The following is a 12,302-nucleotide window of genomic DNA, read 5'->3' as shown; positions in this document are numbered from 1 at the left end:
GGGAAATGCTTATAGGTGTCTGAACGCATTCCGGCCGACCGGGAAGATTCCGATGATCTTGGAAAGGCAAAAGTGTAATCGATACCTTAAAAAGGATTCCGATCGATCAGGAAGCGCGACACCGGTAAAGTCGGGCCAAATCACAGCCCATGAGCGGTCAAATGCCGAAGCCAAAAGCCCTCCCCTCCCCCGCCGAGCCGGTGCAGGCCCGCGCCGAGGAGCTGGATGCGCTCGACGCCATCCTGCCCTTTGCCCGCCGCGATCAGCTGGCGACGCTGCTGACGGACGAGGACGTCGCCACCCTCAAACATCTGGCCAAGGAGGGCATGGGCGAAAACACGCTGCGCGCGCTCACCTCCGATCTCGGCTATCTCGAAGCCTGGTGCGAGTTTGCGACCGGCGCCCCCCTCCCCTGGCCGGCGCCGGAGAGCCTGCTATTAAAGTTCGTCGCGCATCATCTCTGGGATCCGATCAAACGCGCCGAGGATCCGACCCATGGCATGCCGGCCGACGTCGAAGCCGGGCTGCGTCTTCAGGGATTGCTGCGCGCCGACGGTCCGCATGCGCCGGACACCGTACGCCGGCGGTTGACCTCCTGGTCAATCCTCACCCGTTGGCGTGGCCTGACGGGGTCCTTTGCAGCTCCCACCCTGAAATCTGCTCTCAGGCTGGCTGTGCGGGCCAGTGCACGGCCAGGAAAGCGCAAGAGCAAAAAGGCCGTTACCGGCAATGTGCTGGCAAAGCTACTTGCTGCCTGTGCCGGTGACCGCCTGGTCGATCTTCGTGATCGTGCCTTGCTGCTGACTGCCTTCGCGTCCGGCGGCCGCCGGCGTTCCGAAATCGCCGCCCTTCGGATCGAGGATCTTGTCGAAGAGGAGCCGGTGCATGCCGATCCGAAAAATACCGCTTCCCCTCTCCTGCCCTGCCTCACCATCAATCTCGGCCGCACCAAGACGACGACGGCGGAAGATCGAGCTCACGCCGTCCTAATCGGTCGGCCGGTCATTGCCCTGAAGCAATGGCTCGCGGAGGCCAAGATCGAGAGCGGACCGCTCTTCCGCCGCATCGATCAGTGGGGCAATATCGACCGGCGGGCGCTGACGCCGCAATCGGTCAATCTGGTCCTGAAGGCGCGCTGCAAGCAGGCTGGTCTGGATCCAGAGGCGTTTTCTGCGCACGGGCTTCGATCGGGTTATCTGACTGAGGCAGCCAATCGCGGCATCCCGCTTCAGGAAGCCATGCAGCAATCCCTGCACAAGTCGGTGACACAGGCGGCGAGCTACTACAACAATGCGGAGCGAAAGCAGGGGCGGGCGGCTCGTTTGGCAATGTGAGCTTGCAAAACTCGTCAACGGATGATGATAGAGATTGCCACAGGTCGGGATTACTGGATTTTTACCGATCTCGCCGTAAGACAAGCCCTCGATATCTGCGAGAAGGACCTGCTCGCCGTCGCTCAGAACGGGAGAGCGTGGGGCGGGTAACAATGGTCCCGGCAATCAAGGTATTATTATAGTATCTGCCCACCCCAATCCCTCTCCGTCCCTGCCTTAACGCCACCAGGATGACGCGTTGCCGGTACCCTGCCTTCCGCTTCGCCAATAACGCACCTTCCTTGGAAGCTGCCGAAGGTTCATTTCATACCCAGCCACCGCTGCGGTGATGCCTAGTCGATCCTATCCACAGATTATTTACGCAGCAACTCTATCAATTGAACTTCAATAGTTTCTGACAACGTAACGCCGGAGCGAGTAGCAGTATGGAGACGGATACAAACGAGACAATCGAAATTGCGCAAGATACCGCCAGGGTGATAACCCATGCCGCCGGAGCAGCCCTTCTGGCTGGCTTTTCTGGTGCGGCGGCTCTGCACATCATTCCTGGCGCTATGCCTGACAGCATTCGCGAACTCTGCCTCGTTCTTGGCGCCATTTTCTTTGGTTTACTCGCAATATTGTTGACCTACAGACTTTTCAGCATGGGAGGCGGTAGACCGGTGGTGACCTTATCGCCGCATGGCTTTCGCGACATCAGGTTGGCTGACGAATTTATTCCCTGGTCTGCCATCCAACATGTTTCGAGCCTACAAGTGCGCCGGCAAACGTTCATAGTACTGGCCGTAGATCCCGCAGTCGAGGCAAGACTAGCACTCACTCGTATCGCGCGCTGGTCTCGTGGCCGCAGCCTCGGAACCGATGGCTTATGCATCACTGCTCAGGGAATTCAGATAGAATTTAACGCCCTGTGGGACAAAATCTTGGACTATGCCAGAACTCGGCACGGCTCTTAACTGCACCCTTCTGTTAGGGCGTCGGTTCGTTGGCCCCCGCCTACACCACGCTGCCAGATTGTAACGAATAGCGGAAGCTGCTTATCTGAGTTTGCGACGTCGGCGGCATGACTATAGGAGGCTATTTGTTGTTTACGCAGGCGTTGCCAAAGCTTGTTCCCCCGAATGGCCACATCTTTGTTCTCGTGAGTCGAGCTACCTTTCCGCTGCCTTGGTTACTGCGGCGATGCTGAAACGCTCGGGCCAGGACAATGTAACATTGATAGGCGAGGAAATGGGCGATAAGGGTCACTTCTGGGCGGGACCGGACGTCGCAACGCTGCCGAATTCCAAAATCCCTGTTTTCTACAGCACCAAATTCGAAGATTTCGAAAAGGGATGTTCCGGTAAAGCCGATTGTTATTGGCCGGCCGCCGCCTTCACCCAAACGTTGATAAGCATCGAACCTGAGGTGAAAATCGACGTCTCGTTCGCCGACTATGCAAATGGTCGAGACCCCATCCTAGATGCTGCATTAGATCGAGCGAAATGAAGCAGCAAATCGCACAACAGTCGTTTTTTACGTCGCGTCGGATCTCTTATCTTCGCGCGCCGCTTTACCTATGGCACCCTCTCGATCCGCGAAGTCGAATGGGCGCATGAGGCTGTCAAAGTCACCGCGGATAAAGACTCGAGCACACATTCTCGGCTCTGCTCCTCACCAGATCGAAAACCACCGTCCTAGACCGTAGAGCATAAAGATAGCTACCACGGCGATAATGGCAAACCGTCCGGTGGCACTGGCTTCGACACCTAAAAATTTAATGGTGAGGTGATCGTCTTCTCGCATGGGCATATCTCCTAGCAAAAGAGAAAATGTGTCCTACTGCCTGTTGCGCAGCATTGCTCGGAACCTGACTCCGTGACAAGAGTCGCGCCTCAGCAGAGGCCGAATTCTGTGAGCGCGGAGCGATAAAGGTAGATTCGCAATTGCGAGTGCCGAATACGCGCATTGACTCAGCGTCTATCTGGGACAAAATGGGAACATGAAACATCGCCGAGGCATAGAGTTGGGGCGTCCGCATAGAGGCGCAATGACCTACCTACGTCCGGTCATGCAGCCGGCCGAAACCTCGCTTGGCGACCTTCAGGAATGGTTTTGCCCTGGAAGGAAGTTGTCCGAAGTGCGAGCAGGAAGCCTTGGTTGACCATTACGACCCCTGAACATTAGAGGGGCACAGATATACGGTAGGCGGATCAGAGGGCGAGCGCGATAGATCGGATGCCGTTTTCATCTACAGCGGGCTTGTCCTCCCAGAGGTAGTCGCCGGTCAGGTTGTGAATAAGCAGGGTGAAATAACCCCTGTCATCCCCGCAAAAACAAACGTTTAGCCCAAGTATCGGCGCCGGAACCCCGTGCCGCATCACACGCCAGTGCGAAAATCTCCAAAATCCAAACCAGCAGTCATGCCGCACCGGCAAGATCGAAATCGTCGCCAAGCTCTTCCGACGGAATCCGGCGATGATTAACCAACAGGGTCCGGATCATAAGCGGCGACACATCGAAATGCTCTGCTGCATCGCGCTGTGCGTCGGATGAATAATCACCCTGCAGGATGGCTTCTACTTCTTCGAACGGGCTCAAGAACTCCGCGGCGAAGGCACGCTGCATTTTCTGTCGATAGGTATCGGCGCGTGTCGCGGGAAACAACCGATTGGACTGTGGCACGAGCAATCGATCGCCTAGAAGGCGCGCGAGTTCAAATCGCCTTCCTTCATGCCATTTTGAGCGCAGGATGACATGGGCAACGTCCTTTTGGTCATCAACAATGAACGAGAAATCCGCTGAACGGTCGTGGCGAGCCGCGAGGGCTTTGCTAGAAGTTCCAGCAAACGCCGCCAGCTTCTCATCGGCGATCGGCCGTCCACCCAGCCGTTCCTGCTCGCGAAGTGCACGGGCGGCACGGGAGCCAATAAGCCATGCTGGCGTGTTCTCGGAGGGTGCGAGTCCCGCGCGATCGTGGAGCCTTACAGCATTCCGCGAGGATGCATTGAAGCCGCTCTTCTCGGCCAACGCCTTCAGATCCTTCAACGCCGCGGGATTTCCTGTCTGCCCACGAGCGGCGGCGACTTCTTCAATTGCTTCGACGCTGACCTCTTCGGCGTCAGAAACCAACTGCTCGATGATGGCGGGATCCATTTCGTCAGGGTCTTCACCGAGGAGAGCTTCGAGCTTCCTTCTCGTTGCCAGGTGCGGCGTCGATCGTTCTTCTCTCAAGCTTTCGAAGATGGAATGAAAATTTGTACCTTTCACGCCTTGTGCATCGAGGCGATCCAAGATTCGGGCAAAGAACTCATCGATACCCGCCTCGAACTGACTTGCAGGAAGCACTGCGGATTGATTGGAGATATAGCGAAAAGGTGTATCCGGGCGTTCGGGCGTCGGATTCGAAACAAGCGCCGTGCGTTCCCCATCGGAGAAAATTTTTATATTCGGCCAGATATAGCCTTGGCCGATTGAGGCCATGGAGTGGGTTTGCCCCCACTCGCGCGATGATGCGCGGGGCTCCCAGCGAAGTCTCCACCAATTCCACGCAAGCCATTCTGCAAGGTGATAGCCTGAGAGGTAGGGCCTGTTGCGAAGACGATTGGCCAGATAGTCGTGGCCTTCTGTGAGCCATGAGTTGCTCACGGCTATGCCGATGGCGCCAAAGCAGGCCTGCTCTTCAGCCGGCGCTCCCTGCAGTGCTTCCCACTCGACTTCAATACGCCAGTTCAAGGGCATCGCTGTTTCCATTCACCGAGAATGTGCTCCCGGATTTCTTCCTCTTGCCCCAAAGGGTAACCATGATACTCGCCAGGTGCGTTCTGGTCAGCCTTGGCCTCGTAGACGACGCCACTTTCATCGACCGCCCAGACATATTTAGGGAATTCTCCGTCATAACTACTGATTAATCCTGCACGAATGCCCTTCTCAAGGAGCTCTTTTGCCTCATCGAGCCGAACAGGGCGCAACATATCACATAACGATTTCGTTGGAATTGGGTTCGTACGCTCGAATCCATAGTCGAGCGGATAACGCTTGTGGTGACCGCTTCCCACGTATCTGGCCGCCTTGGCCAAGTATTCAATCCGATCCTTTGATAGCTTCCCCGCGTCCTCTACCCGCCGCTTCGGATTGTTGCCTTGTCGAGCCATTTATCACCTTGAGTAGCATTCACGGATGCCCGTATTCAGATCAATAGATACTTCTACAGTATTTTGCCTGCTTCCCGAAAGCTGTTTGAGCTTATATACCCGAGCGCTTTCCACTAATGTAATCCAAAGCATCAAAAAGGCCTGCCTCCACGTCGTAGGGGTATCTCTCCCAGTCAGGACTTGTGTTCCACTCCTCAACCTGTGTCATTTGGGCTCCAAATTGCAGCAGCTCTTTGTCACGTTGATAGCCAGCTATCATCAGCATTTGATACCATTGCAAAAGCATGGAATCACAGGCCTTTGGGGAGTTGATGAAACATAGCAACTCAAGTTGGCGATCCGCATTTGCAGTGAAATTTGCGGAACCGACGACGAATTCCTGGGCTGTGAGTTCACCTTGCTGATCACGACGAACAAAGACCATAAATTTGCTGTGCAGCCGCTGGACAGCTTGGTATCCATTTTTCGGGCCGACACTCAGAATATTTTCGACACATCGTGCCTGATTCCAGTCCTTGAATGCGAAAATGACAGAATCCCACTCAAGTTTCTCAACTAGCTCGATCGGAAACATTCCCTCCACTTGTGTGGTGGGCTGCCCCTCCTCGAACGACGTGACGATCGAGAAACCCCGGATCTTCCCGAGAGCGGCCCTAATTCGGGGCGAGCTGAACCACGGGCAGCATCCGACCACAAAAACGCTTTCCTCGATCCGTGCGGCTAGCTCTTCAATAAGGTTGAAAAAGCGAAGACTGATTGTTGCCGGGGCGTCATTCACTGCATAGTCCTGCAATGCAAATGTGGATTCGGAGCCATCCTCTTCCATGAACTTTATCGATTCAAACGCAAAACTGTTGAGTCCCTGGCGCATTGTGTCCTCGAGTTATTTGGTCGCGCGGTTATCGAGCCACATCGCGACTTAAAAAAAGCCTACTTCAGACGCGCCTCATGGCTATTGCGATAAACATCGCTAATTTTCACTGACCGAGAGGATTACACTGCACCGCACAATAGCCCGCGCACCCCTTTTGAGACTCCATCGCTGCACCGGCTCGGTTCTCAGTGCAAATCAACAGCCAGAGAGAAGACCGCACTCGATCACACGTCAAAGAGGGTCAGAAATTTCTTGCTAAACGGGCGGCAACCACAGATGTGCCAAGTCTTAAATTAGGTGCCAGACTTTCTTGTTGAAATTCTTGCAGGCAGAATCTTGCGGTTAAATGCAAACGACAGCCATTTCGGCCACAACCCACTGCAGATGCAGAAGAATTTCTGAGTTTTGACGGCAGTCAATCTCCGGCGCAAAGCTCCCCGCCTCTATTCCAATTGCTTGGAGAATCGGGTTTTCTCGACCCAGATGGCCGTTAACTTTTCATTAACCCAATTTTCCTTGCCGAGAATCGAGAATCGGACATAATGACGGCAGATTACCGAATTCGGTGATTTTACCGGCAGAATGGTCCAAGGCTCTATGAACGCGTTTTCGCTACCGTCGTTTGAACTCGACGATAAGATATTGATGCAAGGTGCTGAGATCAGCCGCAAGCTCAACCAGCTGCGGCTTGAGAACTTTCCACCAAACGCCAAGAAGACGCTGCGCCAGTTCTCCGTCGCGGAAGTGGCACACTATCTCGGAGTTACGCCGAGCAATCTCAAGCGCCTTTATCTCGACGGCAAGGGACCGGTCCCGACTACGATGTCAGGCAATCGGAAATATTACACTGCCGAGCAGATGCTTGAATTGCGACACTACCTCGCGGAAACCGGAAAGAGCGAAGCAAAGCGATACCTTCCGCAGCGCAAGCCAGGCGACAAACTTCAGGTGATCACCGTCGTCAATTTCAAGGGCGGGTCGGGCAAAACGACCACGGCTGCACACCTCGCCCAACACCTCGCCCTCACCGGCCATCGTGTTCTTGCCATCGATCTCGACCCGCAGGCATCACTCTCCGCTCTACACGGCTTTCAGCCCGAACTTGATCAGAACCCGTCGCTCTACGACACCATTCGCTACGATGACGAACGCAAGCCAATTGCGGACATTATCCTGCCGACCAATTTCCCCGGCCTCGACATTATCCCAGCGAACCTTGAGCTTCAGGAATACGAATATGATACCCCGCTTGCGATGCAGGCTGGCAACGAAGGTAAGCGGTTCTTCACGCGCCTCGGCAAAGCTTTGCTGGATGTTGATGACCGTTACGATGTTGTCGTCATCGACTGCCCGCCGCAGCTTGGCTATCTGTCGTTGACCGCCCTCACCGCGTCGACATCAATTTTGATCACTGTTCATCCGCAGATGCTCGACCTGATGTCGATGAGCCAATTTCTCCTCATGCTTGGCAATATCACGAAGACGATCAAAAACGCCGGGGCAGACATCCGCATGGACTGGCTGCGATACCTGATCACGCGCTTCGAACCATCGGACGTTCCCCAGGTGCAGATGCTTGGTTTCATGCAGTCGATGCTTGCCGAGGAAATCCTGAAAAATCCCATGGTGAAGACGACCGCGATCTCTGACGCCGGATTGACCAAGCGTAGTCTCTATGAGGTGGATCGCTCGAATTTCACGAGGGAGACCTACGACCGAGCAATAGAATGCATGGACGCAGTGAACTTCGAAATTCAAGGTCTCATTCATCGCGCGTGGGGGAGAATGTGATGATTTTGACTGCCGTAAAAATCGGCCATACAGCCAAACTTTGCAAGCATTTAACTAAATTTCGAGGATAGTGATATGGCTCGGAAGAACCCGTTTATGAACGTCATGAACGACGAAGCGCCTGAGGAAAGTACGGCGATCCTCAACTACACGACCAAAGGCGCTTCGAAAGCACTCATTCATTCCCTGGACGAGATGGCGGCTCAAGCAGATCGCTTTCTTGAGGGCGAGGCTGTTGCCGAACTCGATCCAGACATCATTGACGCCTCATTCGTTCGGGACCGCCTTGAAGACGACGAAGCGGACTTCGAAGAGCTGCTATCGGCGATCAAGGATCGCGGCCAGGACAGCCCGATTCTTGTCAGGCCGCACCCGGCCGCTAGCGGCCGTTATATGGTTGTCTTCGGCCATCGTCGCCTTCGCGTTGCGAAGGCTCTCGGGAGAAAAGTTCGGGCCGCCGTCAAAGACCTGAAGGACAGCGATCACGTCGTTGCCCAAGGGCAGGAGAATACCGCACGCGCGAACTTGTCATTCATCGAAAAGGCGATGTTCGCGAGCGAAATATCCCGCCGCCAATTCGACGGAGACAATGCGATTGTTCTTTCGGCGCTCTCCATCGACCGCGCCACGTTGTCGAAGATGTTGGCCGTATCCGCGATACCGAAGGAAATCCTTGATGCTGTCGGCGCTGCGAAAGGCATCGGCCGGGATCGCTGGTATGACCTGAAGAATTCTCTTGAACGGCCCTCAACTCTTAAGGACGCGAAAGCCTTCATCGAGACTGACGAATTCAAAGAGAAGGCCGGTGACGACCGCTTTAACGCCCTGGTCGCCCATGTGAAGACCATCGGACGGACAGTCCGGCAGAGAGGTCAGCAAACTCAGAAATGGGTTTCGGAGGACAAATCTGTTTCCGCCGAAATGAAGAGCGGCGGCAAGACCTACACCGTTGCCATCAAGGCAAAGGACGCAGCGGGCTTTGGCGATTACATTGCTGAGAGCCTGGGTGAACTGTACCGGGCTTATCAGAGCCGGAAAGACCAAGGAGAGTAGACCGCAAAAGAAAAAGGCCCCCAAACGACCAAGTCGTGGAAGCCCTTCTCGAAGTTCTAGCAGACTGAGAATCGCATTTCCCCGAATCAACGTCAAGAGTCTTGGCACCGTTTGGTGAGCAGATTTCTTTTGCCTAAATTTAGGTGAAGGAAAATGGAGAGTGGAAGTGTGACGACGCCCTTTGGGCGGCGGCCGATGTCGCTTGGCATGTTGGCAAGTCAGCAACTGGCCGAAGAGATCGAACCAGGTATCAGCCGGAATAAGTGGAAGCTGTTCAGGGCCATTTGCGAAGCGCGGCCAGCCCTTGGTGTGACGGATCGAGCATTGACTGTCCTCGACGCCTTGCTGACGTTCTATCCTGCCGACGAGCTATCAGAAGAACGCGGCCTGATCGTGTTCCCGTCGAACGCACAGCTTTCGATCCGCGCGAGGGGCATGACTGCCGCCACACTGCGACGGCATCTGGCGGGCCTGGTAGAGGCCGGATTGATCATTCGGAAGGACAGTGCCAACGGGAAGCGTTACGCACGCCGGGACCGGGCAGGGGATGTTTCAGAGGCCTTCGGTTTCTCGTTGGCACCTTTGCTTGCGCGTGCCGGCGAGATTGAGGCCTTGGCAGCTCAAGCGATTGCGGATCGAGAGCTTCTGAAGGCCACCAGAGAGCGTCTGACCATTTGCCGTCGTGATGTCGCCAAGCTGATCAGCATGGCCGCGGAGGAGGGAGCTGCGGGCGATTGGGAGCAGATTACCTGCATGTTCCGGGAGATCGTCGCCGGTCTTCCTCGCGTGGCTGGGATCGAACACCTGACGGCAGTGCTCGATGAAATGTCTCTCCTCCGTGAAGAGATCATCAACCAATTGGAAATGTGCGCAAAAGCACAAAAAATGCACGCCAATGAGTCTCAAATTGAGCGGCACATACAGAATTCAAATCCCCAATCCATTTATGAATTTGAACCAGCTTTCGAAACAAAGCAGGGCGCAAACTCGGCGAATCGAGCCGCACCCTCGAATTGGCCGAAGGATTCGGAAGTAGAACAGAGGGCAGGGAACACCAGATCGGCCAAATGGTCGGTGGGCGAGGGCGGCGAGCTTAAATCGTTCCCGCTTGGATTGGTCCTGCAGGCTTGCCCGCAAATTTCCGACTATGGCCCAGGAGGGCAGATCGGAAACTGGCGTGACCTGATGAGTGCCGCCGTTGTGGTTCGATCCATGCTCGGCGTCAGCCCGTCAGCCTATCAGGATGCATGCTCGGCAATGGGTCCGGAGAATGCGGCGACCGTGATGGCCTGCATTCTTGAAAGGGGAGGGCAGATCAATTCGGCTGGTGGCTATCTTCGCGACCTGACACGCCGCACCGAGGTAGGGGAGTTCGCGATTGGTCCTATGCTGATGTCACTGGTTCGCGCGAATAGTCCGGTTGGTCGGAAGGCGGGCTAGAGTTCTGCGAGCCTCGGTCGTGAACTCCAACGGTTTTTGGGCAACCATTGGTCACATAGGCGTGTTGACTTCTAGGAAAGAACGCTCCATATAGTAACCCATTGGGTTATAGGAATGAGATGCAGACAGTTGCCGAAACACCGTTGTTTGTCAAACAGGCAGCTGAACTCTTCACAGAGGATGAGCGTAAGGAACTGATCGATTTCCTGGCGGCAAATCCACAGGCCGGTGATGAAATTCCCGGCACTGGTGGTGTGCGGAAGGTGCGGTTCGGTGCCAAGGGCAAAGGCAAGCGTGGTGGAGCGCGAGTAATTTATTACTGGTACAGCGATGATGCACCAATCTATGCCCTGCTGGCTTACGGCAAAAACGAAAAAACCGATCTGAAGCCTGACGAGGCCAAAGCGGTGGCCGCTTTCGCTACGGCTATCAAGGCGGCGAATAGGAGCAAGACATGAGCGAGATGACAAAATTCGGTTCGGATCTGATCCAGGCTATGTCTGAAGCGCTGGCGCATGCGCAGGGCAAGGACCTTCCGGACGCTCGCGTACATGCGATTGATCTTGGCACGGTCGATGCGAGGGCGGTCCGCAAGAAACTCGACTTGACCCAGGACGAGATGGCATCAGTCTTGGGAACCAGCCCGTCTGGGTACAAGAAGTGGGAGCAGGGAACGCGGCAGCCGTCGGGTGCTGCGCGGACTTTGCTTCGGATCATGGAGAGGGAACCCGAAGCGGTGCTGCGCGCTTTGTCGGCTGAACCTGCCGCAGTTGATAGCGACCGCGTCATTCCCCAAGCCGCTCACTGAAACTGTCTCTTGCCAGGGGAGGGGCGTTCTGGTCGTTGAAGGTCGGTTGGACTAACCGTCTGTCTGTTCCTCGTGCCTCCATATGCTGAGCTTGCGTCCTCGCTGGTCGAGCCACCATTGAGCCCTCGAAGAAGCCGATCCCACATCATTGAACGCGTCGTCGATTTCGGCACGGTCGTAACCTTGCCGTCCCCTCGTACAAAGAGGGCGTTTGCGGAAGGGCAATACACTACCTTACCGGCGGCCATTGATACTCCCCAGTGAGCATTACCCGCAACGCCTTTCGCACCTTCCGGGAGATCTCATCGACAGTCGCCATAACTCGGGTCACCTGTGACAGCATGGACGTAAGCTCAGGGGCATATCTCCGCGATCTAACACGGCGCACCGAGGCGGGCGAGTTTGCGATCGGTCCGATGCTCATGGCGCTTATGCGGCAGAATGGCGTCGGAGAGCGTAAAGCTTCGTAAGGTCGGCCAATCGTATCGTTTATGGGGGGCAGCACGCCCACGAAACCAACGTGAAATTGGGGCTTGTGAAAGCTGATGATCTATCGATTTCGGCTTTTGCGCCGGTTCAGGCAATCCATAAAGCGGGGTTGACCTGACAATATCGGTGCGATCATTACGACATGAATTTGCTGAAAGGGCGATTTAAGGAGATCACGCATTCGATTTTCAGGATCTCGAACCGGCCTTCGGTGGTTGCGTCGTCGTCGTTTTTCCCCACTGTCGAGAACCCCCGCGATAACAAAAAGCCTCGCATCGCTCTGAATGCGCGCTTCGCAAAAGTTGGACAGGATTTCCGCCAATTCCCGGACAGCAGTTTCACTAAAGTCCGGACAGATTGACGAGGTTGGTCCTCGGCAG

General features: G+C 55.4%; 13 protein-coding genes and 1 pseudogene. 9 read left to right on the top strand and 5 right to left on the bottom strand.

The window, feature by feature from the left end:
• The first annotated feature begins 161 nt into the window (after positions 1–161).
• The 3 genes from ACIQWP_RS31375 (at position 162) to ACIQWP_RS31365 (ending at position 2,822) form a co-directional block, all read left to right on the top strand.
• Positions 162–1,334 (top strand): site-specific integrase, encoded by a 1,173-nt coding sequence (locus tag ACIQWP_RS31375; protein ID WP_402796291.1) that lies wholly within the window; start codon positions 162–164, stop codon positions 1,332–1,334.
• A gap of 425 nt (positions 1,335–1,759) precedes the next feature.
• Entirely contained in the window at positions 1,760–2,290 is a 531-nt protein-coding gene (locus tag ACIQWP_RS31370; RefSeq protein ID WP_402796289.1) for an STM3941 family protein, read from the top strand.
• A 226-nt stretch (positions 2,291–2,516) separates the two neighbouring features.
• Complete coding sequence (locus tag ACIQWP_RS31365; protein WP_402796286.1) at positions 2,517–2,822, top strand: hypothetical protein; 306 nt, start codon at positions 2,517–2,519, stop codon at positions 2,820–2,822.
• Between the two features lie 165 nt (positions 2,823–2,987).
• Here the strand turns inward: ACIQWP_RS31365 and ACIQWP_RS31360 are convergent, their stop codons facing one another.
• From ACIQWP_RS31360 to ACIQWP_RS31345, 4 genes are all read right to left on the bottom strand, one after another.
• Positions 2,988–3,119 (bottom strand): hypothetical protein, encoded by a 132-nt coding sequence (locus tag ACIQWP_RS31360; RefSeq protein ID WP_402796284.1) that lies wholly within the window; start codon positions 3,117–3,119, stop codon positions 2,988–2,990.
• 615 nt (positions 3,120–3,734) lie between these two features.
• A complete protein-coding gene (locus ACIQWP_RS31355; RefSeq protein WP_402796282.1) occupies positions 3,735–5,054 on the bottom strand; it encodes a hypothetical protein in 1,320 nt (439 codons plus the stop codon).
• Positions 5,045–5,392 (bottom strand): hypothetical protein, encoded by a 348-nt coding sequence (locus tag ACIQWP_RS31350; RefSeq protein ID WP_402796280.1) that lies wholly within the window; start codon positions 5,390–5,392, stop codon positions 5,045–5,047. Before ACIQWP_RS31350 ends, ACIQWP_RS31355 begins: the two co-directional genes overlap by 10 nt.
• 166 nt (positions 5,393–5,558) lie before the next feature.
• On the bottom strand, positions 5,559–6,338 hold the full coding sequence (locus ACIQWP_RS31345; RefSeq protein WP_402796278.1) for a hypothetical protein: 780 nt from the start codon (positions 6,336–6,338) through the stop codon (positions 5,559–5,561).
• A 600-nt stretch (positions 6,339–6,938) separates the two neighbouring features.
• Here ACIQWP_RS31345 and repA point away from each other — a divergent pair.
• From repA to repC (ACIQWP_RS31315), 6 genes and pseudogenes are all read left to right on the top strand, one after another.
• Positions 6,939–8,132 (top strand): plasmid partitioning protein RepA, encoded by a 1,194-nt coding sequence (gene repA, locus ACIQWP_RS31340; protein ID WP_174017318.1) that lies wholly within the window; start codon positions 6,939–6,941, stop codon positions 8,130–8,132.
• Between the two features lie 75 nt (positions 8,133–8,207).
• Positions 8,208–9,185, top strand: a complete 978-nt coding sequence (repB, locus tag ACIQWP_RS31335; protein ID WP_402796273.1) for a plasmid partitioning protein RepB — start codon at positions 8,208–8,210, stop codon at positions 9,183–9,185.
• A gap of 153 nt (positions 9,186–9,338) precedes the next feature.
• A complete protein-coding gene (gene repC / locus ACIQWP_RS31330) occupies positions 9,339–10,625 on the top strand; it encodes a plasmid replication protein RepC (RefSeq protein ID WP_402796270.1) in 1,287 nt (428 codons plus the stop codon).
• A 119-nt stretch (positions 10,626–10,744) separates the two neighbouring features.
• Positions 10,745–11,083: a type II toxin-antitoxin system RelE/ParE family toxin gene (locus tag ACIQWP_RS31325; protein WP_402796268.1), complete on the top strand. Its 339-nt coding sequence runs from the start codon at positions 10,745–10,747 to the stop codon at positions 11,081–11,083.
• Entirely contained in the window at positions 11,080–11,433 is a 354-nt protein-coding gene (locus ACIQWP_RS31320; RefSeq protein ID WP_402796265.1) for a helix-turn-helix domain-containing protein, read from the top strand. Before ACIQWP_RS31325 ends, ACIQWP_RS31320 begins: the two co-directional genes overlap by 4 nt.
• Positions 11,434–11,783: 350 nt before the next feature.
• A pseudogene (gene repC / locus ACIQWP_RS31315) lies at positions 11,784–11,903 on the top strand (replication initiation protein RepC); the annotation flags it as partial.
• A 154-nt stretch (positions 11,904–12,057) separates the two neighbouring features.
• Here the strand turns inward: repC (ACIQWP_RS31315) and ACIQWP_RS31310 are convergent.
• A partial coding sequence (locus tag ACIQWP_RS31310) for a hypothetical protein (RefSeq protein WP_402796263.1) occupies positions 12,058–12,302 on the bottom strand: 245 nt, incomplete at its 5' end.

This window comes from Rhizobium sp. NPDC090279, from assembly GCF_044769665.1.
In the GTDB taxonomy this organism is placed as follows: Bacteria; Pseudomonadota; Alphaproteobacteria; order Rhizobiales; family Rhizobiaceae; genus Rhizobium.
Note: the sequence above shows the minus strand (reverse complement) of the source record. Positions and strands in the feature narration are given on the sequence as shown.